The sequence below is a fragment of the Streptomyces sp. NPDC048671 genome, from assembly GCF_055587045.1.
The window spans coordinates 382,707-405,706 of sequence record NZ_JBVJHB010000006.1 but is presented as its reverse complement, the minus strand read 5'-3'; the positions used below and the strand labels follow the sequence as shown (position 1 = coordinate 405,706).

Annotated in this window: 20 protein-coding genes; 15 read left to right on the top strand and 5 right to left on the bottom strand. The window is 70.2% G+C overall.

The genetic code is table 11. The annotated features are described in order from the left end of the window. The first annotated feature begins 84 nt into the window (after positions 1 to 84). Positions 85 to 450 carry an ArsR/SmtB family transcription factor gene (locus ACZ6S6_RS15055; RefSeq protein WP_469705898.1) on the top strand — a complete coding sequence of 122 codons (366 nt, stop codon included), beginning with the start codon at positions 85 to 87 and terminating at the stop codon, positions 448 to 450. Between the two features lie 119 nt (positions 451 to 569). On the opposite strand, the gene arsB is transcribed toward ACZ6S6_RS15055, so the two are convergent. The 3 genes from arsB to ACZ6S6_RS15040 all read right to left on the bottom strand — a co-directional run bounded on the left by arsB (position 570) and on the right by ACZ6S6_RS15040 (position 2,747). Further along, positions 570 to 1,709, bottom strand: a complete 1,140-nt coding sequence (gene arsB, locus ACZ6S6_RS15050; protein ID WP_469705897.1) for an ACR3 family arsenite efflux transporter — start codon at positions 1,707 to 1,709, stop codon at positions 570 to 572. Then, positions 1,706 to 2,014, bottom strand: coding sequence for an ArsR/SmtB family transcription factor (locus tag ACZ6S6_RS15045; RefSeq protein ID WP_469705896.1), 309 nt, complete (start codon positions 2,012 to 2,014; stop codon positions 1,706 to 1,708). The genes arsB and ACZ6S6_RS15045 overlap by 4 nt, the downstream gene beginning before the upstream one ends. Before the next feature lie 139 nt (positions 2,015 to 2,153). Further along, the gene (locus ACZ6S6_RS15040) at positions 2,154 to 2,747 is read right to left on the bottom strand and encodes a hypothetical protein (protein WP_362963397.1); all 594 of its coding nucleotides are present in this window, start codon (positions 2,745 to 2,747) and stop codon (positions 2,154 to 2,156) included. A 129-nt stretch (positions 2,748 to 2,876) separates the two neighbouring features. Between ACZ6S6_RS15040 and hemL the strand changes: the two genes are divergently transcribed. The 8 genes from hemL (at position 2,877) to ACZ6S6_RS15000 (ending at position 11,365) form a co-directional block, all read left to right on the top strand. Continuing rightward, positions 2,877 to 4,193 carry a glutamate-1-semialdehyde 2,1-aminomutase gene (gene hemL, locus ACZ6S6_RS15035; protein ID WP_362963395.1) on the top strand — a complete coding sequence of 439 codons (1,317 nt, stop codon included), beginning with the start codon at positions 2,877 to 2,879 and terminating at the stop codon, positions 4,191 to 4,193. 110 nt (positions 4,194 to 4,303) lie between these two features. Beyond that, positions 4,304 to 4,951, top strand: coding sequence for a histidine phosphatase family protein (locus ACZ6S6_RS15030; protein ID WP_362963499.1), 648 nt, complete (start codon positions 4,304 to 4,306; stop codon positions 4,949 to 4,951). A gap of 267 nt (positions 4,952 to 5,218) precedes the next feature. Then, positions 5,219 to 6,472 carry a polysaccharide deacetylase family protein gene (locus ACZ6S6_RS15025; protein WP_362963393.1) on the top strand — a complete coding sequence of 418 codons (1,254 nt, stop codon included), beginning with the start codon at positions 5,219 to 5,221 and terminating at the stop codon, positions 6,470 to 6,472. A 67-nt stretch (positions 6,473 to 6,539) separates the two neighbouring features. Then, entirely contained in the window at positions 6,540 to 7,148 is a 609-nt protein-coding gene (locus ACZ6S6_RS15020) for a TlpA family protein disulfide reductase (RefSeq protein ID WP_362963391.1), read from the top strand. Positions 7,149 to 7,170: 22 nt separating this feature from the next. Further along, positions 7,171 to 7,911, top strand: coding sequence for a cytochrome c biogenesis CcdA family protein (locus ACZ6S6_RS15015; RefSeq protein ID WP_362963497.1), 741 nt, complete (start codon positions 7,171 to 7,173; stop codon positions 7,909 to 7,911). A 6-nt stretch (positions 7,912 to 7,917) separates the two neighbouring features. Continuing rightward, the gene (gene resB, locus ACZ6S6_RS15010; protein ID WP_469705895.1) at positions 7,918 to 9,699 is read left to right on the top strand and encodes a cytochrome c biogenesis protein ResB; all 1,782 of its coding nucleotides are present in this window, start codon (positions 7,918 to 7,920) and stop codon (positions 9,697 to 9,699) included. Then, positions 9,696 to 10,778, top strand: coding sequence for a c-type cytochrome biogenesis protein CcsB (ccsB, locus tag ACZ6S6_RS15005; RefSeq protein ID WP_362963387.1), 1,083 nt, complete (start codon positions 9,696 to 9,698; stop codon positions 10,776 to 10,778). The genes resB and ccsB overlap by 4 nt, the downstream gene beginning before the upstream one ends. A gap of 62 nt (positions 10,779 to 10,840) precedes the next feature. Then, the gene (locus tag ACZ6S6_RS15000) at positions 10,841 to 11,365 is read left to right on the top strand and encodes an SRPBCC family protein (protein ID WP_469705894.1); all 525 of its coding nucleotides are present in this window, start codon (positions 10,841 to 10,843) and stop codon (positions 11,363 to 11,365) included. Between the two features lie 88 nt (positions 11,366 to 11,453). Here ACZ6S6_RS15000 and ACZ6S6_RS14995 read toward each other — a convergent pair whose 3' ends face one another. Continuing rightward, positions 11,454 to 11,867, bottom strand: a complete 414-nt coding sequence (locus ACZ6S6_RS14995) for a PLD nuclease N-terminal domain-containing protein (protein WP_469705893.1) — start codon at positions 11,865 to 11,867, stop codon at positions 11,454 to 11,456. Between the two features lie 334 nt (positions 11,868 to 12,201). Between ACZ6S6_RS14995 and ACZ6S6_RS14990 the strand changes: the two genes are divergently transcribed. From ACZ6S6_RS14990 to mqnP, 6 genes are all read left to right on the top strand, one after another. Then, complete coding sequence (locus ACZ6S6_RS14990; RefSeq protein WP_362963382.1) at positions 12,202 to 13,056, top strand: MHYT domain-containing protein; 855 nt, start codon at positions 12,202 to 12,204, stop codon at positions 13,054 to 13,056. A gap of 357 nt (positions 13,057 to 13,413) precedes the next feature. Next, the gene (locus ACZ6S6_RS14985) at positions 13,414 to 15,591 is read left to right on the top strand and encodes a M4 family metallopeptidase (protein ID WP_469705892.1); all 2,178 of its coding nucleotides are present in this window, start codon (positions 13,414 to 13,416) and stop codon (positions 15,589 to 15,591) included. Positions 15,592 to 15,863: 272 nt separating this feature from the next. Continuing rightward, on the top strand, positions 15,864 to 18,794 hold the full coding sequence (locus tag ACZ6S6_RS14980) for a helix-turn-helix transcriptional regulator (RefSeq protein ID WP_469705891.1): 2,931 nt from the start codon (positions 15,864 to 15,866) through the stop codon (positions 18,792 to 18,794). A gap of 381 nt (positions 18,795 to 19,175) precedes the next feature. Beyond that, positions 19,176 to 19,895, top strand: coding sequence for a lytic polysaccharide monooxygenase (locus tag ACZ6S6_RS14975; RefSeq protein ID WP_469705890.1), 720 nt, complete (start codon positions 19,176 to 19,178; stop codon positions 19,893 to 19,895). Between the two features lie 152 nt (positions 19,896 to 20,047). Next, positions 20,048 to 21,505, top strand: a complete 1,458-nt coding sequence (locus tag ACZ6S6_RS14970) for a menaquinone biosynthesis decarboxylase (protein WP_469705889.1) — start codon at positions 20,048 to 20,050, stop codon at positions 21,503 to 21,505. Then, positions 21,502 to 22,419 (top strand): menaquinone biosynthesis prenyltransferase MqnP, encoded by a 918-nt coding sequence (gene mqnP / locus ACZ6S6_RS14965; protein WP_362963925.1) that lies wholly within the window; start codon positions 21,502 to 21,504, stop codon positions 22,417 to 22,419. Before ACZ6S6_RS14970 ends, mqnP begins: the two co-directional genes overlap by 4 nt. On the opposite strand, the gene ACZ6S6_RS14960 is transcribed toward mqnP, so the two are convergent. Continuing rightward, on the bottom strand, positions 22,355 to 22,996 hold the full coding sequence (locus tag ACZ6S6_RS14960; RefSeq protein ID WP_469705888.1) for a rhomboid family intramembrane serine protease: 642 nt from the start codon (positions 22,994 to 22,996) through the stop codon (positions 22,355 to 22,357). The genes mqnP and ACZ6S6_RS14960 overlap by 65 nt on opposite strands. Positions 22,997 to 23,000: the final 4 nt, after the last annotated feature.

Below are 23,000 nucleotides of genomic sequence, written 5' to 3'. Positions count from 1 at the left end.
TGGCTGACCGTTTCCGGCCGCTGCTTCGATGGCTGTCTATGCAGGAAGCTTGCAGGCGGTATCGATGGGTGTCAACATAGACACATGTCGAAGTCAGAGGTCGTGGAGCTGCCGGACCTGGATCCCGGGACGGTGGTGCTGTGCTGCCCGCCGATCACCGCGGGGGAGCTGTCGCAGGGCGACGCGGAGAAGATGGCCGTGATGTTCAAGGCGCTGTCCGACCCGGTGCGGCTGCGCCTGTTCTCCAAGATCGCCTCCCATCCGGGCGGCGAGGCGTGCGTGTGCGACATCTCCGACGTCGGCGTCTCCCAGCCGACCGTGTCCCACCACCTGAAGAAGCTGCGCGAGGCCGGTCTGCTGACCTCCGAGCGGCGCGGGACCTGGGTCTACTACAAGGTCGCCCCGCCCGTCGTGGCGGCCATGTCCGCCATGCTCGACCTGCGCCCCTGACCCCGGGCCGGTGCCCGCGCCCCGGCCCGTCGCCGTCCCCGCCTACCCGCCGGAAGTGGGCCGGGCGGTGAACGGGCAGTCCGTGGCGCCGCTCGTAGCGCGGCCGTCGAGGCAGTGCGTCAGGCGTCCCTTCCCGGGGTGTCGAGGGCGTCGAAGGCTGCGGGGGCCGCGGAGGCGAACTTCCTGCGCCAGGCCAGCGCCACGTACACCAGCCCGATCAGGACGGGGACCTCGATGAGCGGGCCGACCACGCCGGACAGCGCCTGGCCGGAGGTGACGCCGAAGGTCGCGATGGCGACGGCGATGGCCAGTTCGAAGTTGTTGCCCGCCGCCGTGAAGGCCAGGGTCGCCGTGCGGTCGTAGGCGAGCCCGAGTGCCTTGCCGAGCAGGAAGGAGCCGAAGAACATGATCGCGAAGTACACCAGCAGCGGGAGTGCGATGCGTACGACGTCCAGCGGCTGCGAGGTGATCGTCTTCCCCTGGAGGGCGAAGAGGACGACGATCGTGAACAGCAGTCCGTACAACGCCCAGGGGCCGATCCTCGGCAGGAACTTCGCCTCGTAGGACTCACGGCCCATCCTCTGCTCGCCGATGCGGCGGGTGAGGAAGCCGGCGAGCAGCGGGACGCCGAGGAAGACGATGACGTTGAGGGCGATGTGCCACACGGGGACGTCGAGGCCCTGTCCGTCACCGAGACCGAGCCACTGGGGCAGCAGGTCCAGGTAGAACCAGCCCAGCACACCGAAGACCAGGACCTGGAAGACCGAGTTCAGGGCGACGAGGACGGCGGCGGCCTCGCGGTCGCCGCAGGCGAGGTCGTTCCAGATGATGACCATGGCGATGCAGCGGGCGAGGCCCACGATGATCAGTCCGGTGCGGTACTCGGGGAGGTCCGGCAGGAAGATCCACGCGAGGGCGAACATGACGGCGGGCCCGACGAGCCAGTTGATGACCAGCGAGGACACCATCAGCCTGCGGTCGCCGGTGACGCTGTCGAGCTTGTCGTAGCGGACCTTGGCCAGCACCGGGTACATCATGACGAGCAGGCCGAGCGCGATCGGCAGGGAGATCCCGCCGACCTCGATCCTCGCCAGCGTGTCGTTCATCCCGGGGACCATCCGCCCCAGCCCCAGGCCAACGGCCATGGCGAGCAGGATCCACACGGCGAGGTAGCGGTCGAGGGTGGAGAGCTTCCGGACGATCGAGTCGTCCCCGCCGCCGACCGGAGCGGGGGAGGCGGCGGGCTCGGTGGTGGTCACGGGCAGGCCCGCTTGCTCCCGGCTGCGGTACGGGCGGACTCGGCCAGCGCCGCGAACTGCGCCGAGAGGCCGGCGAGGACCTCGGGGCGCAGCTTGTAGTAGGTGAAGCGGCCGCACGGCTCCGTCTCCACCACGCCTGCCTCGCGCAGGACCTTCATGTGGTTGGACAGGTTGGTCTGCTTCGCCCCGGTCTCCTCGACCAGGTGCGTCGTACAGAGCGTCTCGCGCGCCAGCAGGGTCACGATCCGGAGGCGGAGCGGATCGCCCAGCACCCGGATCAGATCAGTGTCTACTGAAGTCAGCATGCACTGACACTCTCACATCATTGTCTACTGATGTCAGTGCAGGCTGAAGTCATTGATGACTGATCTCGCGGTGCGCCGAGAGGGCGATCATCATGGGAAGGGGTCCGAAAACCCCACCCATCCCCCAGAAAGCCCCAGGTCAGGGCCACACCAGGCAGTAAGCCTGATGCCCCGCGTCGTGCAGCCGGTGGCTGAAGTCCTGCCACTCGTGCAGCAGCTGGTAGACGTTGTACGCGTCACGCGGGCCGCCGCGGTCCGGGACGGTGGACCAGATGAAGGCGGCGGCACCCACCGACTCCTCGCCGACACCGCGCAGCGGGTCCACGACCGTCATCGGGAGCCTGACCACCGCGTAGTCGGGGTGCAGGACGACCAGTTCCAGCGGCGGGACCTTGTGTAGGGGTATGCCCTGTATGCCGGTGAGGACCATCGCGGCCACCGTCTCCGGCTTGATCTTGCTGAACATGCCGCCCATGCCCAGCTCGTCACCGCCGAGCTCCTCCGGGCGCATGGAAATGGGCACACGTGCGGCAGTGGCCCCGTCGGGAGCCCCGAAATACTTGTAGGTCACCCCCACCCGGCCACTACTCCTGCTTTCGGCTCCGCCGCCCACCTGCGCACCACCGGCCTGTATACCCTGCCTGCGCTCGGCCTCGCGCCGGTGCCGACCCCGCCGGGCAGGCTCGGGCCCCAGGTCGTCGGTCCCTTCGCCCACTCCGCCACCGCGATGCATATCTCATCCACCCGACTACTAACTAGGAGACACAGCCCCCGCCGCGCAACCCGATCATCGTGTCAGTGACCTCCCCCACGGGCGTGCGGTGAAACACCCGTCCGCAAGACCGTCCGTGGCTCTGACACCATGGCATGTGTGAGCTTTCCCTATGACGCCCCAGTTTCGCAGACGCTTTTCGACCGCGCGTCCCTCGTGACGCCCGGCGGCGTGAACTCTCCCGTACGTGCCTTCCGGGCCGTGGGCGGTACGCCCCGCTTCATGGTGTCCGGTACCGGTCCGTACCTCACCGATGCCGACGGGCGTGAGTACGTCGACCTCGTGTGCTCGTGGGGGCCGATGATTCTCGGCCATTCCCACCCCGAGGTCATCGCCGCAGTTCAGGAGGCTGTCGCACGCGGCACCTCGTTCGGTACGCCCGGTGAGGGCGAGGTCGCGCTCGCCGAGGAGATCGTCGCCCGGGTCGAGCCGGTGGAGCAGGTACGGCTCGTGTCGTCCGGCACCGAGGCGACCATGTCCGCGATCCGCCTCGCCCGAGGCTTCACCGGCCGGGCGAAGATCGTGAAGTTCGCCGGGTGCTACCACGGTCACGTCGACGCGCTGCTCGCCGCCGCCGGGTCCGGGGTGGCGACCTTCGGGCTGCCGGACACGCCGGGGGTCACCGGCGCCCAGGCCGGCGACACGATCGTGGTGCCGTACAACGACCTGGAAGCCGTGCGGGCCGCGTTCGCCGCGCGGCCCGGCGAGATCGCCTGTGTGATCACCGAGGCCTCGCCGGGCAACATGGGCGTCGTGCCGCCGCTGGACGGTTTCAACGCCGGGCTCAAGGAGATCTGCGCCGCCAACGGCGCGCTGTACATCTCCGACGAGGTCATGACCGGGTTCCGTACGTCGAAGGCCGGCTGGTTCGGCATCGACGGGGTACGGCCCGACCTGATGACCTTCGGCAAGGTGATGGGCGGCGGCTTCCCGGCCGCGGCCTTCGGCGGGCGCGCCGACGTGATGGCGCACCTGGCCCCGGCCGGCCCGGTCTACCAGGCCGGCACCCTCTCCGGGAACCCGGTCGCGACCGCCGCCGGTCTCGCCCAGCTGCGCCTGCTGGACGACGCCGCGTACGCGAAGGTCGACGCGGTGTCCGCGGAGATCCGGGGGCTGGTGAGCGGGGCCCTGGCCAAGGAGGGCGTCGCGCACACCGTGCAGGCGGCGAGCAACATGTTCTCCGTCTTCTTCACGGACCGGCCGGTCCGGAACTACGAGGACGCCAAGCAGCAGGAAGCCTTCCGCTTCACCTCGTTCTTCCACTCGATGCTGGCGCAGGGCGTCTATCTGCCGCCGTCGGCGTTCGAGTCGTGGTTCGTCTCCACCGCCCACGACACCCGGGCCGTCGAGCGGATCGCCGCCGCGCTGCCCGCCGCCGCCCGCGCCGCATCGGAGGCCACCGCATGAGCGAGAACAACAGCAGCAGTAGCGAGAACAACGGCAGTAGTAGCAGTAGCGAGAACAGCAACAGCAACGGCAGCGGGGCGGGGCGCAAGGACATCACCGTCGTCCACCTGATGCGCCACGGAGAGGTGCACAACCCGGACGGAGTCCTGTACGGGCGCCGCCCCGGCTACCACCTCTCCGAGCTCGGCCGGCAGATGGCCGACCGGGTCGCCGAGCACCTGGAGAAGCGCGACATCACGCATGTCGTCGCCTCCCCGCTGGAGCGGGCCCAGGAGACGGCGACGCCGATCGCCAAGACGCACGGACTGGACCTCGCCACCGACGGGCGGCTCATCGAGGCGGCCAACGTCTTCGAGGGCAAGACCTTCGGCGTCGGCGACGGGGCGCTGCGCAAGCCGGACAACTGGAAGCACCTGACGAACCCGTTCCGGCCGTCGTGGGGTGAGCCGTACATCGAGCAGGTCGTACGGATGATGGGCGCCCTGGACGCGGCGCGGGACGCGGCCCGCGGGCACGAGGCGGTGTGCGTCAGCCATCAGCTGCCGATCTGGATCGTGCGGAGCTTCGTGGAGCGGCGGCGGCTGTGGCACGACCCGCGCAAGCGGCAGTGCACGCTCGCCTCGCTGACCAGCTTCACCTACCAGGGCGACAAGATCGTGTCGGTCGGGTACTCGGAGCCGGCCCGGGATCTGGTGCCGGTGCATCTGCTCGCGGGGGCGAAGCCGGTGAAGGGGGCGTCGAAGGGGGTCGGCGCGTAGCCGGCCCCTGGGCCGGGGGCCCTGGGATCTCCAGGGTTGCCCGGCGGGCCTGATCCGGTTGGGCCGACCGGGCGGAGCTCGACCGTCCAGGGTTTCGGCATGCCCGTTCACCGTTCGCAGATCCTAGGTCTTGTGTTCGGTCATGGCTGGGGGCTGGTTACGTAAAGAATTGTGTGCTATTTCAGGGAACCCTCGTGTTGCTTCGCCCATCTAAGCCTTTGGCAGTTTGTATGGACTTGAGGCAAAACGACCGCAGATGGGAACCGCATGCGTGACATCAGCCGAAGGGGTTTGCTCGGAGCCGGACTTGGGGCCGCGGCCGCCATCGGGGTGGCGGGCTGCAGTTCGTCCGACTCCTCCGACACCGGCCGGGCGGGTCCGGGCAAGGGCGAGAAGGGTGCCGACGGGACCGCCAAGGGGACCGGGCCCGCGAAGAAGGACGTCAGGTCCATCGGGGACGGTTCCACCGCCGACACAGGAAAGCAGCCGCACCAGCCGCCCGCGCCGGTCCCGCTCGAACCCGGTCAGAAGCCGCCGCAGTTCGTGATCTTTTCCTGGGACGGCGCCGGCGAGGTCGGCAACGGCCTCTTCCCGCGCTTTCTGAAACTCGCCAAGGAACACAACGCGGGGATGACCTTCTTCCTCTCCGGGCTCTACCTCCTGCCCGAGTCGAAGAAAACGCTCTACCGCCCGCCCAACAACCCCGTCGGCGCCTCCGACATCGGTTATCTCACCGACGAACACCTCAAGGCGACGCTGACGAACGTACGCCAGGCCTGGTACGACGGTCATGAGATCGGCACCCACTTCAACGGGCATTTCTGCGCCGGTTCCGGATCCGTCGAGAACTGGTCCTCCTCCCAGTGGCAGAGCGAAATCGACCAGGCGATCTCCTTCGTCACCGAATGGCGCACCAACACCGGCTGGACCGACCAGGATCCACTGCCCTTCGACTACCGCAAGGAACTCATCGGCGGCCGCGCCCCCTGTCTGCTCGGACAGGACAATCTGCTGCCCACGGCGAAGAAGCTCGGCTGGCGCTACGACGCCAGCTCGCCCGGCGGCACCCAGGTCTGGCCCAAGAAGCGCATGGACGTCTGGGACCTGCCACTCCAGGGCATGCCGTTCCCCGGCCACACCTTCGAGGTCCTCTCGATGGACTACAACATCCTGGCCAACCAGTCGAAGAATTCGACCAAGGGAATGCCGTCCCGGTATCCGGGCTGGCGCGAACAGGCCACCCAGTCGTACATCAGCGGATTCAAGCGCGCGTACGAGACGAACCGCGCCCCGTTCTACATCGGAAACCACTTCGAGGAGTGGAACGGCGGCATCTACATGGATGCGGTCGAGGACGCGCTCAAGCACATCGCGGGGAAGCCGGATGTGCGTCTCGTCTCATTCCGGCAGTTCGTCGACTGGCTCGATGTCCAGGACCCGGCGGTGCTCGCGAAGCTCCGTACACTGGAGGTCGGACAGGCCCCCGCAGGCGGCTGGAACGCGTTCTTTAAACAAGCCTGACAACGGGCTTTACGGGCACCGAGGGGGGTGCCCAAGATCCCCGAAACCGCCATGCGAAACTTTTCACATGAGCCAAGGCCGCGCATCCCGACGCCGCTTCACCCTGCTCGCCGCTCCCGCGGCGGCCGCCGCGCTCGCACTGACGCTGAGCGCGTGCGGCACGGGCAACGAGACCAGTGGCGGCGGCGACACGAACTTCGTGACGGGCAACGGCGGAATCTCCACCGCGGCCAAGGGCGAGCGGACCGACGCCCCGAAGCTCGACGGCGAGAGCCTGGACGGCAAGCCCCTCGACCTCGCGGACTACAAGGGCAAGATCATCGTCCTCAACGCCTGGGGCTCGTGGTGCGCCCCCTGCAGACTGGAAGCGAAGTACTTCGCCAAGGTGGCCAAGGCCACCGAGGACCAGGGCGTCCAGTTCGTCGGGGTCAACACCCGCGACCCGGAGCGGAACCAGGCCGTCAGCTTCGAGAAGGACTTCGGGGTCACCTACCCGAGCTTCTACGACCCGACCGGCAAGCTCCTGCTGCGCTTCCCCAAGGGAACGTTCAAGCTGCAGTCCATCCCGTCGACCGTCGTCATCGACCGGAACGGGAAGCTGGCCGCCCGCTTCGTGGGCCCGCTCGACGACACCCGGCTGCGCGAGATGCTCGACCCCCTGATCGCGGAGAAGTGACCAGGTGATCGCCCTCGCCGCCATGCAGAACGAGACCGTCCTGAGCGGGGCCCTGCTGGCCGCCCTGCCCATCGCCCTGCTGGGCGGGCTCGTGTCCTTCTTCTCGCCCTGCGTCCTGCCGCTCGTCCCCGGCTACCTCAGTTACGTCACCGGGGTCAGCGGCGCCGATCTGGCCGAGGCCCGACGCGGGCGCATGGTCGCGGGCGCCTCGCTCTTCGTGGTCGGCTTCACCGCCGTGTTCGTCTCCGGCGGCGCGCTCTTCGGCTACTTCGGCGACACACTCCAGGAGAACAGCGGCCCGCTCACCAAGGTCCTCGGTGTGCTGATGATCCTCATGGGGGTCTTCTTCATGGGCCTGATGCCGTGGATGACCCAGCGCGAGTTCCGCATCCACAAGAAGCCGGTGACCGGCCTGGTGGGTGCCCCGCTGCTCGGCGCGCTCTTCGGGATCGGCTGGACGCCCTGCCTCGGCCCGACACTGAGCTCGGTGAGCATCCTGGCGATGGACCAGGGCACCGCCGGACGCGGAGCGATACTGACCGTCGCCTACTGCCTCGGCCTCGGCATCCCCTTCGTGCTCGCGGCCGTCGCCTTCCGCAAGGCACTCGGCGCGTTCGGCTGGGTCAAGCGCCACTACTCCTGGGTCATGCGCATCGGCGGCGGCATGATGATCGTGACCGGGCTGCTCCTGCTGACCGGCGTATGGGGCAGCATGATGCAGGAATTGCAGGGCTGGTCGTCCGGCTTCACGGTGGGGATCTGAGTTCCGATGAGCAACACCAAGTCCAACCCCTCCCAGGAGCGCGAGCACCGCGACGAGCGGGAGGTACGCGCCGAGCGGGACCGGGAGACCGCCCGTGAACTCGGCGCCGCGGGCTCCCAGCTCTCCACCGCCCCGCGCGAGGAGACCCTGGCGAACCTCCCCACCATGGGGATCATCGGCTGGGCGCGCTGGTTCTGGCGCCAGCTCACCTCCATGCGGGTCGCCCTGATCCTGCTCTTCATGCTGTCGCTCGGCGCCATTCCCGGCTCGCTGATCCCCCAGAACAGCGTCGACGAGCTCAAGGTGCAGACCTTCAAGGACCTGCACACCACCGTCACGCCGATCTACGAGAAGCTCCAGTTCTTCGACGTCTACAGCTCGGTGTGGTTCTCCGCGATCTACATCCTGCTGTTCATCTCGCTCATCGGCTGCATCGTGCCGCGCACCGGCACGTTCATCGGCCAGCTGCGCAGCCGCCCCCCGGGCGCCCCCAAGCGCCTGACCCGGCTGCCCGCGTACACCACCTGGCGCACCGAGGCCGAGCCCGAGCAGGTCCGCGAGGCCGCGCTCGGGATGATGCGCAAGCGCCGTTACCGGGCCCATGTCGACGGGGACGCGGTCGCCGCCGAGAAGGGCTATCTGCGCGAGGCCGGGAACCTGATGTTCCACATCGCGCTGATCGTGATGCTGGTGGCCTTCGCCTGGGGGCAGCTCTTCAAGTCGGAGGGCGCCAAGCTGATCGTCGAGGGCGACGGGTTCTCCAACACGATCACCCAGTACGACAACTTCAAGTCGGGCTCGCTCTTCGACAACGACTCGCTCGCCCCCTTCAGCTTCACCCTCGACGACTTCATCGGCACGTACGAGCGCAGCGGCCCGCAGATCGGCACGCCCCGCACCTACGAGGCGCACGTGACGTACTCGAAGGGCGCCTACGGCAAGCCCGAGAAGTCCGTCATCAAGGTCAACGACCCCCTCGTCGTCGACGGCACGAAGGTCTATCTCAACGCCCACGGCTACGCACCCGTCGTCTCCGTCAAGGACGGCAGGGGCAAGGAGGTCTACAAGGCCGCCGTGCCGCTGCTGCCCATGGACAACAACGTCACGTCGAGCGGTGCCATCAAGGTGCTGGACGGCTACCGCGACAAGAACGGCAAGACGGACCAACTGGGCTTCCAGGCGTTCTTCGTGCCGACCTTCGCGGGCAACGGCAAGGGCACGATGTTCTCGCAGTTCCCGGCCGCCGACATGCCGGTTCTCGCGCTCAACGGTTTCCACGGCTCGATCGGCGTCAACTCCGGGCTGGCGCAGAACGTGTACCAGCTGAACACGTCGAAGATGAAGGAGTTCAAGAACTCCGAGGGCAAGCAGCTCAAGAAGCGGCTGCTCGTCGGCGAGACGATGAAGCTGCCCGACGGCGCCGGCTCCATCACCTTCGAGGGCCTCCAGGAATGGGCCAGCTTCCAGATCTCGGAGCAGCCCGCGAGTGGCTGGGCGCTCACCGGGGCCATCGGCGCGATCGCTGGTCTCGCCGGTTCCCTCTTCATCCAGCGGCGCCGGGTCTGGGTCCGGGCCGTACGCGGCGGCGACGGCGTCACCGTCGTCGAAATGGCGGGGCTCGGCCGCAGCGAGTCCGCGAAGCTTCCCGAGGAGCTGGCCGATCTCGCGGTCACGCTCAACGCCGTGGCGCCCACAGCGCCCGGCCCTGACACCGATCCCGATCCCGATCCGGACCCCGACGTCGTCGACGCGTCCTCCGTAGAACCTTCCGAAGGGGCTGAGAAGTGACTCTCGCCGCCGCAACCAACGAGAATCTGGCACACACCAGCAATGTGCTGATCTATTCCTCGATGGCCGTCTACACGCTGGCCTTCTTCGCGCACATCGCGGAGTGGGTGTTCGGCAGCCGCAGCAAGGTCGGCCGCACCGCCGCCGCGCTGACCACCGAGGAAGCCGCCGCGCCGGCGGTGAAGGTCGAGGTCGCGCAGAAGGCCGGGGGCACCGCCGTACTGGACCGGCCGAAGATCATCACCCGGTCCGCCGCCGGATCCCGCGACGTCCCGGACGGCCCCGGAGCGGCCGGCGGCACGTTCAAGGGCGACCTCTACGGGCGGATGGCGGTCTCCATGACCGTGCTCGCCTTCCTCGTCCAGGCAAGCGGGGTCGTCGCCCGAGCCCTGTCCGTGCGGCGTGCCCCCTGGGGCAACATGTACGAGTTCTCCATCACCTTCTCCGTGGTGGCGGTCGGCGCGTACCTGACCCTGCTGGTGCTGAAGAAGAACGTCCGCTGGATGGGGCTGATCCTGGTCACCGCCGTCCTGCTGGACCTCGGCCTCGCGACCACGGTGCTCTACACCTCCAGTGACCAGCTGGTGCCCGCGCTGCACTCGTACTGGCTGTGGATCCACGTCTCCACCGCCATCATCTGCGGCGCCGTGTTCTTCATCGGCGGCATCGGCACCCTGATCTACCTCTTCCGCGACAGCTACGAGAACAAGCTGGCCAACGGGGGCCGTCCGGGCGCGTTCGCCGAGTCCGTGCTCTCCCGGATGCCGTCCGCGTCGAGCCTCGACAAGTTCTCGTACCGGATCAACGCCGCGGTCTTCCCGCTGTGGACGTTCACGATCATCGCGGGCGCGATCTGGGCGGGCGACGCCTGGGGCCGTTACTGGGGCTGGGACCCCAAGGAGGTCTGGTCCTTCATCACCTGGGTCGCGTACGCCTGCTACCTGCACGCCCGCGCCACCGCCGGCTGGAAGGGCCGCAAGGCCGCGTACCTGGCGCTGATCGCCTTCGGCTGCTGGATCTTCAACTACTACGGCGTGAACATCTTCGTCACCGGCAAGCACTCCTACGCCGGCGTCTGAGGCCACCGGGGGGCTTCCGCGCCACGGGTGCGGAACGCTCCCTGCCGGGTCACGCTGGAACCATGACCGATGCGACGACCACGATCGAGCCCGGTACCAGCGAGACCCATGGTGACCTGCACGTTCTGCGGTTCACCCTCCGGCTGCCCCACCCCGTTCCTGGGGTGTGGGCAGCCGTCGCCAGTTCCGGGGGACTGCCGGACTGGCTGGCCGCCGCCGATCCGTTCGAAGCGCGCGTCGGCGGGGCGGTCACGCTGCACTGGCTGAACACCGCACCGGACGGGCAGGCCACGGTCGCCTCCGGCACCGTCACCGCATGGGACGTGGAGCGGATCGCCGAGTACACGGTGGACGGCCTCCACGGCCGGATGCGCTTCCACCTGGAACCACCGCGCGGCGACCACGTGCTGCTGCGGTTCACCAACGAGTTCCGCGGTGACGACGCCCTGCGGCTCGACTGCCTCGCCGGGTGGCACGACCACTTCGGCTACCTCGTGGACGCGCTCGCGGGCCGGCCCGCCGACTGGACGAAATGGACGCCGGTGCGGTGGGCGGGGCTGCGGGAGGAGTACGCGGCACGGGGGTGAGCGAAGCGCTCACCCCGGAAGAGCGCACAGCGCCGCTGCCCCTGCTCGACCGGCTGGGGCAGCTGCTGTACGCGTGATCCGCCGTACGTTACGAAGCGGGCGGCGCCGACTCCTCCGGACCCGCCCCGCTGTCACGCCGCTTGAGCTCGTCCTCCCGGCGGCGCAGGTCCGCCTCCCAGTCCTCGAGACGGGAGTCGTCCTTCTTGTCCTTCTTGCCCTCGTCCTTCAGTGACTTGAGGAAGTCGGGATTGTCGTCCGGCGCCACCCACTGGGTGCGCCGGTGGCCGCGCCACTCGCCGGGCGCACGGCCCCCGGCGGGCATCTCGCGCACCTTGCCCGCGGCCAGCCACACGATCGGGCCGACGATCCAGAACAGCAGGATGATGAAGACCCAGGCGATCTTCGGCAGGTGCTTGGCCTCGTCCTCCGGGGTGTTCAGGCAGTCGATGAACGCGAAGATCGTCAGCGCCAGCGGCAGGAGATAGATCAGGGCCCGGAGCATGGTGGAAGAGTCCCCCCGAAGAGAGTTGGCGGGGCATGTGCCCCGACCTGGTGACGAGGCCCAAGGGTAGCGGGTGTCGTTTACGTCCCACGGCGAGCGGGCGGCAATCGTCATCCCGGGCGTCGAACGCCTTCGCCCAGGCAGTCGGCGAATGCCGCCCCGTTGACCCATTCATCCGCTTCTCAGTGACAATCGACATACGATCCAAAGGCCAGAACGCCGGTCTTGGTGTGATTGATTGGTCAGCACGGCTTGCTTTCTGTGATCCGTTCCGCCTGGGTGTTCCCAACCCGGGCGTCCGAGCCCAACGGGATTACAGGAAGGGAATCGCGTCATGGATGCCACGGTGACCGACTTCCACTACGGCGCGGTGACTCCCGTCGCCGCCTATCTGATGGCCTGTCTGGGGTCCGCACTGGGCCTGCGCTGCACCGTGCGGTCCATGCGCCGGGGGTCGCGCCGCCAGAAGAACGGCTGGCTCTCCCTGGCCGCGGTGTCCCTCGGCTGCGGAATCTGGACCATGCACTTCATCGCGATGATGGGGTTTCGCGCCGACGGTTCGGACATCTCGTACGACACCCGGCTGACCCTGCTGAGCCTCGCGGTCGCCGTCGCCGTCACCGCCCTGGGAGTGTTCCTCGTCGGGCACCTGGGATCGGGAGCGAAGGTCCTGGCGACGGCCGGACTGCTCATGGGCCTGGGGGTCGCGGCCATGCACTACATCGGAATGTCCGCGATGCAGGTGCACGGCGGTATGCGCTACGACACGATGACCGTGGCCCTGTCCGTGCTGATCGCCGTGGTCGCCGCCACCGCGGCCCTGTGGGCGGCGGTCACCGTCCGGAACCTGTGGTCGAGCCTCGGGGCCAGCCTCGTCATGGGCGTCGCCGTCAGCGGCATGCACTACACCGGCATGGCCGCTGTGAGCGTCCATGTCGACCCCACGGGCGCCACGTCCGTCCAGTCCTCGATCGACCAGCTCTCCTTCCTGCTCGCCATGATCGCCGGACCGGTGGTCATGCTCATCGTCGCGGCGACCATCGTGATGTTCGACCCCGACCTGGTGCTCGGAGACGAAGCGCGTCCCGCGTCCCGCCGACACGCGGCGCGCTCGTCGACGCCGACCGCCACCGGGCAGCGGGGACCGCACGGGCAGTACTACGAGGACACCCGGCCGGAATCACGCTGAACCCGGCCGGCGCCCATCGCGGCGGGCAGGCGGGCAGGCCCTGAGACCTGCCCGCCTGCGCGTTGCCCCCTTCTCCCGGTCTCCCGGGAAGGGGGCAACGGCGTTGACGGCTGCGGAACCCCGCGCGGGGAGCGTCCCGCGCGCACCCGGGCGCCCGGGTGCCACCCCATAGGGAAACCCCTCGGCATTGGCCCGGTGCCTGGCAGCCGTGCACACCGGTTCTCCACACTCGTGCGTCGGCACCGTTCCGGCCAGGAGCGGTGCTCTCAAGCCCCCGCACCTGCCGGCCGCCCTCCCCACCACCCCGCAGTTCAGCGGCCGGCTCCCCGCACGAGGTGAAAGGAATCCCCCGGTCCCATGTACACACGAAGAACCGCACGGCTCCTGACGGCCGCACTGGCATGTGTGTCCGCTTCCGCCATCGCCCTCCCCGGGGCGTCGGCCGCTCCGGCTCCCCCCTCGCCCTCACCGTCCGCCGGCCCCCACGCGTTCGCCGCGGCCCCGTACACCACCAGCCCGTCGGCCCTCGTCCGCAAGGGCGTCGAGGCCGACGCGAAGAAGGCGCTGGCGGCCCACGGGAGCGCCGCGCACCGGACCGGCTCGGACACCTTCTCGGTCAGGAACCTGGTCGTCGACCGGGACGGCTCCGCCTCCGTGCGGTTCGACCGGAAGTACAAGGGCCTGCCGGCCTACGGCGCCGACGTCATCGTGCACCTGAAGAAGGACGGCACGTACGAGTCGCTGACCACCGGGTCGAGCACCTCCGCCGCGGTGTCCACCGAACCCGAACTGACCGCCTCCCGTGCCACCCAGGCGTCGAAGAAGGCCTTCTCGGGCTCCATCGACTCGGTATCCACGCCCCGGCTCGCCGTACAGATGGACGGCGACGACGCGATCCTGGTGTGGGAGACCGTGGTCAGCGGGGTGGGCGAGGACCAGACGCCGAGCCGGCTGCACGTCCTGGTGGACGCGCGCTCCGGCAAGGTCGTACGCACCAGCGACGAGGTGAGCACCTTCGCGGCCTCGGGCGACACCCACCCGGCCGGGCCGGCCGCCACCGCGAAGCCCGCGGACACCGCGAAGGCCGCCGCCACCGCGGGCACCGGCCGGTCGCTCTACAGCGGACAGGTCTCCCTCGACGTCACGCCGTCCGGCGGCGGTTACTCCATGCAGGACCCGTCGCACGGCAACGGCTACACGACCAACCTCAACCACGCCACCAGCGGTACCGGCAGCATCTACACGAGTTCGAGCGGGAGCTTCGGCAACGGGTCCACCAGCGACCCCGCGTCGGCCGGCGCCGACGCCCACTACGGCGCCGCGATGACGTACGACTACTTCAAGAGCGCCCACGGCCGCAACGGCATCTTCGGCGACGGACGGGGCGTGCCCTCGCGGACCCACTACGGCAACGCGTACGTGAACGCCTTCTGGGACGGCAGCCAGATGACGTACGGGGACGGCCAGGGCAACCAGCGCCCGCTGGTCGAACTCGACGTCGCCGGACACGAGATGGCCCACGGCGTGAGCGGCGCGCTCACCGGCTGGGACGAGACCGGTGAGACCGGCGGCATGAACGAGGGCACCAGCGACATCTTCGGCACGCTGGTCGAGTTCTACGCCAACAGCCCGGTGGACACGCCCGACTACACCATGGGCGAGCTCATCAACATCAGCGGCAACAACCAGCCGCTGCGCTGGATGAACCAGCCGTCGCTCGACGGCGCGTCGCCCGACTGCTGGAACAGCAGCAACGGCAGCCTCGACCCGCACTACTCCATGGGCCCCCTGAACCACTGGTTCTTCCTCGCCGCGGTCGGCAGTGGCAACCACGGCTACGGCAACAGCCCGACCTGTGACAACTCCACCGTCACCGGCATCGGCAACGACAAGGTCGGCAAGATCTGGTACAAGGCGCTGGCGTCCTACGCCAACAGCAGGGAGAACTACCACCAGGCCCGCATCGACTCGCTGAAGGCGGCGGCCGACCTCTACGGCGCCCACTGCACCGAGTACAACACCATCGCCGCGGCCTGGGCCGCGGTCAGCGTCACCGGCGCCGACCCGGTCCCCGGCACCTGCGACGGCCAGCCGGGCTCTCCCGCGGTGACCAACCCGGGCAACCAGACGGGCACCGTCGGCACCGCGGTCTCCCTGCAGATCCAGGCGAGCGACCCCGGCGGCCAGGCCCTCACCTACAGCGCGACCGGCCTGCCCGCGGGACTGGCGATCAGCTCCTCCACCGGTCGCATCACCGGCACGCCGACGACCGCCGGCACCGCGTCCGTGACCGTCACGGCGAAGAACACCGGCAACGCCACCGGCACGGCCGCCTTCACCTGGACCGTCACCGGCGGTGGCACACCGCCGGAGGGCTGCGGCAACCTGCCGGCCTGGACCGCGACCACCAGTTACGCACCCGGTGACCAGGTCTCCTACAACGGTCACACCTGGGCATCACAGTGGTACTCGACCGGCGCCGAACCGGACGCCCCGGGATCCTGGGCGGTCTGGACGGACCAGGGAGCCTGCTAGTACCTCCCGCAGTACCCCTCCCGGCACCAGCCCCTGATGCCGGAAGGACCGGCACCGTCCTGACCCGGTGACCACCGGTCACGGCGCGCACCGCCGCGCCGTGACCGGCCGGCCCGTGTCCGGACGAACGGGTGGACCGGGCGGGAAGCGTTGACCTCCGTCCCGGACGGTCCTACATTCGGCGACACCTATGGCCACCAGGGCGGGGTCGTCATGGGCAGGTTCCCGCTCCGCGCCGGTGCAGGGACAAGGCTGCGCGCGGAGGAGCCCCGATGACCGAGCCGTCCACCCTGCCGGACCCGTTCCCGGCGGGAACCCGGACTTCCCGTCCCCGCACCGCCCGCCCCCGCACCGCCGGGAGGGACGCCCTGCGCGAAACGGCCCGCGCCCACCTGGAGGGCGGGGACGGCGTCCTGCTCACCGGTCCCGCGGGCATCGGCCGGAGCACCACGGTGTCCCAGCTCGTGGAGGAGTTCGGGGCGCGCGGGCACCGGGTCCTGAGGTGTTCGCCGTCCTCGTCCGACCGGGACAGCCCCTTCCTCGGCCTCATCGACCTGCTGGCCACCGTCGGCGACGACACGCTCGCCGTCCTGGACACCCGGGAACGGGCCGTGCTCGAAGGCGCCCTCCTGCGCGCTACGCCCCACCCCGGGGCCGACCCCACCACCGGCCGTGACGCGCTCGTCCTGCGCTTCGCCGTACGCAAGGTGTTCGCCGCGCTGGGCGGAGCCGGCCCGCTGCTGCTGGCCGTCGACGACGTGCAGTGGCTCGACGAGCCGACAGCACGGGTTCTCATGTTCCTCGCCAGGCGCGCCGGTCCAGGGCCGGCCGTGCTCGCCGCCCTGCGCATGCCCGCCACGGACGACGACGCCGGTGCCGGGCCGGACCACCTGGCGGACCGGCTCCCGGAGAGGGGGAGCGCGGCGGCCCAGGAGATGTGCACGCAGCCCGTACACGTGGTGCCGGTGCCGCCCCTGACCGTCCGCGAAGCCGCCGAGGTGCTCGACGCGCACGGCATGCGTGGTGAGCCGCCCTGGCCGCAGCAGCTCATCGCGCGCCTGCACCGGGCCGGCGGCGGGAACCCCCGCACGATCCTGGAACTCGGCTCCGCCCTCGACGAACGGACCGGCACCGGCGCGGCCCTGCCCGACTCCGCGGAGCCCCTGCCCGTCCCCGACTCCCTGCGCCGGCCGATCCTCGGCCGGCTGGACGCCCTGCCGGTCAGGGCCCAGCAGGTGCTGCTCACCGCGAGCGCCGCGCTCCGTCCCACGGTGGAACTGCTGCGGCGGGCGGGCTGCCGCCACGCGTCGGCCGATGTCGACACCTGCGTACGCCGGGGCGTCCTCCAGGCGCCGGACGACGGGACGATCAGATTCCTGGACCCCCTGACGCCGATGGTGGTGCTGGCGCGGACCCCGTACGCGCTCCGGGTGGACGCCCACCGGGCCCTGGCCGACGCGACCGACGACGCGGTCGAGCGCGCGCACCATCTCGCCCGGCTGACGGCCGGCCCGGACTCCGCGGTGGCGGCCCGGCTCGTCGAGGCCGCGTCGGCGGCCCGTCGCCGCGGCGCGCCGGGAACCGCGGCCCGCTTCGGGCGGCTGGCAGCGCAGTACACGCCGGCCGACGGGGGCAGCACCGGCATCCACCGCCGGCTCACCGCGGCGGAGGACGGGCTCGACGCGGGAGACTTCGGCTTCGCCCGGCAGCTCGCCTACGAGGTGCTGGAGGACGCCGACCGGCCGGCCGACCGCGTGCGGGCCTGGAACGTGGTCGTCGACTCGTCGGGCCAGGCCATGTCCGAGGTCGCGGACGTCCTTCCCGAGGCGGTACGCGACGCGGGGCGGGACCCCGGGCTGCTGGCCCAGCTCCACTACCGCATGAGCTGGCACGCCTGGATGGTGGGCGGATCGGCGGCCCGCGCCCGCGACCACGCCGCCCGCGCCGCCGGGCTCGCCGCACGGGCGGGCGACCGGCGGACCGAACTGCTGGCGCTGACCCAGCAGGCGTCCCTGGAACTCTTCCTGGGGCTGCCCGAAGCGGAGTCGACGCTCGTCTCCGCTCTCGCGCCGCCCCACGACCCGTACGTGATGAGCCACCACAACGGGCCCATCTACCTGAAGCACCGGTTCCATCTGGTGCACGACCAGCTGGACGAGGCCAGGGCCGAGCTGCGCACGCTCGTGTACACCCTGCGCCAGCGCGGGTCGGCGGACTGTCTGAGCCAGTGCCTGATCGGCCTCGCCCAGCTGGAGATCCAACGCGGCCGCTGCCGGCAGGCACTGACCATGGCCCGCCAGAGCCTGCGCATCGCCGAGCAGTCCGGGCTGAGCCAGGGGCCCGCCTGGTACGCGGTCGCCCTCGCCGAGACCGCGGGCGGAAGCCTGAGCCAGGCCCTGGCCGCGGCCGAGGCGGCCAGGCGCCACAGCGAGGACGACGACGACCGGCTCTTCCTCCCGCGAGCGCTGCACGCCGAGGGGCGGATCAGGCTGTTCAGCGGCCAGAGCGCCCTGGCGGCCCAACTGCTGCGGCAGACCGGGGAGATGGAGAGCGCCCAGGGGCAGGGGGACCCGGCGACCCGCCGCTGGCACGCCGATCTCGCGGAGGCCCTGGCCCGCAGCGGAGCGACGGACGAGGCGGAAGCGGTCATCGACCGGGCCCGGTCGCAGGCCGTCCGGCTCGGCCGGGCCGGTGTCCTCGCCACCCTGGACAGGGCGGCGGCGGCCGTCAGCGAGGAGTGCGGCCGGCTCGCTCAGGCGGCCGCGGGGTTCGAGGGGGCCGCGACGCGCCTGCGTGCGGCCGGCTACGCGCTGGAGGAGGCCCGCACCGCGGTGGCGCTGGGCAGGGTCCGCCGTCGCCTCGGAGACGAGGACGCGGCCCATGCGGCCTTCTCGCAGGCGTTGCGCGTCTTCACCGCGGCGGGCGCCAGGGCGTGGGTCGCCACCGTCCGGGCCGAGCGGGACCGGGCCGAGGACAGCCTGATGCACCTCTTCAAGGGCAACTTCTGGGCCGAGTGCCTCAGTTCGACCGAGCGCAGCGTGGTCACGCGCGTCGCCCAGGGGGCCACCAACCGCGAGATCGCCGTCGGGCTGAAGCTCAGCGTGAAGACGGTGGAGGCGGCGCTCACCCGCGCCTACCGCAAGCTGGGCGCGAAGTCGCGGGTCGAGATCACCCGCATCGTCATGGCGCGTCCGGCCGGGTGACGGCGCCGGCCGCGACGCGTCCGGCCGTCGCGGGTGAGGCCGTACGGGCGCACCCGGGAAAGCAGTCAGGTGCGGGCCAACTGGCGTAAGCGGCAAGGGGTATGACAGAACGGCGCCTCGGCGGGACACCATGCGATTCGGGGTGGCTCGTTCTCTTGACGGAGGCCCGGCCGTGAGTATGGTCTAGACCTAAGGTGAGCCCCGGTCGCCCAGTTCGCAACCGACGGCGCGCGAAGGGATTGCGGGCGGCGTCCCCCTCGCCACCGGCCCTGCCCGCATGTTCTACGCGCCCAGCACTTCACCGTGTCACGAGACCGTACCGGTGCGGGCGCGCTCCCGACGCTGCCGTTCCCCTCGGCAGCTCCCAGTCAAGGAGTTGGCATGAACGCTAAGCGAAGACTGGCCGTCGTGATCGGTATGGGGGTCGCCCCCCTCCTCGCGATCGCCCTCCCCGCCACCACCGCCAGTGCGCACGGATACGTCTCCTCGCCCCCGAGCCGCCAGGCCCAGTGCGCCGAGGGCGTGGTCGACTGCGGCCCCATCAAGTACGAGCCGCAGAGCGTCGAGGGACCGAAGGGACTGCAGAGCTGCAGCGGCGGCAACGCGGACTACGCCGAGCTCAATGACGACTCCAAGAACTGGAAGGCCACCCCGGTGGGCAGCTCGGCCGCCTTCTCCTGGCGCCTGACCGCCCGGCACGCCACGAGCAGCTGGCAGTACTTCGTCGGGGGTACGAAGGTGGCGCAGTTCAACGACGGCGGCGCCCAGCCCGGCGCCACGGTGACCCACCAGGTGGACTTCGGCGGCATCACCGGCCGGCAGAAGGTGCTCGCCGTCTGGAACATCTCCGACACGGCCAACGCGTTCTACGCCTGCATAGACGTGCAGATCGGCGGCGGCGGAGGCGGGGACGACGGCGGGGACGACGGCGGGGAGCCGGGCGACTGCGTGGCGTCGGCCTGGGACGCCGGGAGGGTCTACAACGGCGGCGACACCGCCTCCTGGAACGACCACACCTGGCGCGCCAAGTGGTGGGTGCAGGGCGAGCAGCCCGGCACCACCGGCGAGTGGGGCGTCTGGGAGGACCTCGGCGTCTGCTGACGGCGGGCCGCCTGAGCGGACACACGCGGCCGCCTCCGCGCGGGAGTGACCCTCCCGTGCGGGGGCGGCCCTGGTGCGAGCCGGGGCCGGGGGAGGCCCGGTGTGGGGGGAGCCCTGACGGCTGACGCCAGGGAGGATGACAAACTTGTCCCATGGCTTACGACGATCTTCGATCCCTCCTCCGGGCTCTGGAGCGCGAGGGCGAGCTCAAGCGCATCAAGGCCGAGGTCGACCCCTACCTGGAGGTCGGTGAGATCGTCGACCGGGTGAACAAGGCCGGCGGGCCCGCGCTGCTCTTCGAGAACGTCAAGGGCTCCTCGATGCCCCTGGCCATGAACGTGTTCGGCACCGACAAACGGCTGCTCAAGGCGCTCGGGCTGAAGTCCTACTCCGAGATCAGCGACAAGATCGGCGGGCTGCTCAAGCCGGAGCTGCCGCACGGCTTCGTCGGGGTCCGGGAGGCCTTCGGCAAGCTCGGGACGATGGTCCACGTACCGCCGAAGAAGGTGAAGGCGGAGAACGCGCCCGTGCAGGAGGTCGTCCTCACCGGCGACGACGTGGACCTGGACCTGCTGCCCGCGCTGTTCACCTGGCCCAAGGACGGCGGCTCGTTCTTCAACCTGGGGCTCACGCACACCAAGCACCCCGAGACCGGCGTACGGAACCTGGGGCTCTACCGGCTCCAGCGCCACGACCGGCGCACCATCGGGATGCACTGGCAGATCCACAAGGACAGCCGCAACCACTACCAGGTCGCCGCCAGGCGCGGCGAGCGGCTGCCGGTCGCCATCGCCTTCGGGGCGCCGCCCGCGGTGACGTACGCCTCCACCGCGCCGCTGCCCGGAGACATCGACGAGTACCTGTTCGCCGGGTTCATCCAGGGCAAGCGCATCGAGATGGTCGACTGCAAGACCGTCCCGCTCCAAGTCCCGGCCAACGCCGAGGTCGTCATCGAGGGCTGGCTGGAGCCCGGCCAGACGCTGCCCGAGGGGCCGTTCGGCGACCACACCGGCTTCTACACGCCGCAGGAACCGTTCCCCGCGCTGACGATCGACTGCGTGACGATGCGCAGGCGTCCGCTGCTCCAGTCGATCGTGGTAGGCCGGCCGCCGACCGAGGACGGGCCGCTGGGGCGGGCCACCGAGCGGTTCTTCCTGCCGCTGCTCAAGATCATCGTGCCGGACATCGTGGACTACCACCTGCCCGAGTCCGGCGGTTTCCACAACTGTGCGATCGTCTCGATCGACAAGAAGTACCCGAAGCACGCCCAGAAGGTGATGAGCGCCATCTGGGGCGCGCACATGATGTCGCTGACCAAGCTGATCGTCGTGGTGGACTCCGACTGCGACGTCCACGATCTGCACGAGGTGTCCTGGCGGGCGCTCGGCAACACGGACTACGCGCGGGACCTGACCGTCGCCGAAGGGCCCGTCGACCATCTCGACCATGCCTCCTACCAGCAGTTCTGGGGCGGCAAGGCCGGGATCGACGCGACGAGGAAGTGGCCCGAGGAGGGCTACACCCGGGACGGGGGCTGGCCGGACATGGTCGAGTCCGACCCGGACACGGCGGCGAAGGTCGACCGCCGGTGGAAGGAATACGGACTGTGAGCGCCGCCGAAGCGACCCTGGGCTCCGGCCCCGCGCAACCGAGCAGCAAGGTCAAGGCGTTCCTGCGGCTCGTGATGATCGAGCACTCGGTCTTCGCGCTGCCCTTCGCGTTCATCGCCGCCCTGACCGCGATGTTCCGGGACGACGAGTCGATCCACTGGGTCACCCTGCTGCTCGTCACCGTCGCCATGGTCGGGCTGCGCACCTTCGCGATGGCCGCGAACCGGATCATCGACCGGGAGATCGACGCCCGTAACCCCCGTACCGCCGGGCGTGAGCTGGTGACGGGTGCGGTGTCGGTGCGCTCGGCGTGGACGGGGGCGCTCGTCGCCCTCGTCGTCTTCCTCGGTGCGGCGGCGCTGCTCAACCCGCTCTGTCTGGCGCTCGCGCCGCTCGCGGTGATCCCGATGGTCGTCTATCCGTACGGGAAGCGGTTCACGCACTACCCGCACGCGATCCTGGGGATCGCCCAGGCCATGGGGCCGGTCGGTGCCTGGCTGGCGGTGACCGGGAGCTGGTCGTGGGACGCGGTGATCCTGGGTCTCGCCGTCGGCATCTGGATCGGCGGTTTCGACCTGATCTTCGCCTGCCAGGACGTGCAGGCGGACCGGGCCCACGGGGTGTTCTCGGTCCCGGCCCGGTTCGGCGTGCCGGCCGCGCTCTGGGGCGCGCGGGTCTGCCACGTGGTGACGACGGGCCTGCTGGCCTGGTTCGGACTGGCCACCGGGGCGGGGCTCTTCTACTGGATCGGCATGGTGGTCGTCGCCGTGGCCTTCGTGTACGAGCACCGGGTGGTGCGGCCGCACGATCTGTCGCGGCTGAACCGGGCGTTCTTCTCGGTGAACGGGTTCATCGGAATCGCCCTGTTCGCGTGTGCGCTGCTGGACCTGCTGGTGCGGGGCCTGACGGTCTGAGCGGCCGGGCGCCGCGGCGCAGGGTGAACGCGGCCACCGCTCCGCCGATCAGGCCGAAGAGGTGGCCCTGCCAGCTGACGCCCGGGTCGGTCGGCAGGACGCCCTGGAGCAGCGAGCCGTACACCGCGGCGACGACCACGCCGACGACCACGTCCAGCGGGCGGCGGTCCACGAAGCCGCGGACCAGCAGATAGCCGAAGAGGCCGAAGACCACGCCCGAAGCGCCGAGCGTGACCGTGTTCGCCGGGGCGGTGAGCCAGACGCCGAGGCCGCCGATCACGATCACGGTGAGCACCACGCCGGCGAAGCGGCGAAGGCCGCCCAGCGCGGCGATGAAGCCCAGTACCAGCAGTGGGACGCTGTTCGACGCGACGTGCGCCCAGCCGCTGTGCAGAAAGGCGGCGGGCACGATGTCGAGCAGCTCGCCCGGCTCGCGCGGGCTGATCCCGTGGCTGTCCAGGCTGTGGCCCGTCGCGAGGTCGATGCCCTCCAGCACCCAGAGCAGCCCGACCCAGCCCAGCATGGCCGCGCCCGCCATGAGGGCACGGGCTCCGGTCGTCGTGCGCATGGCGTTCATGGAA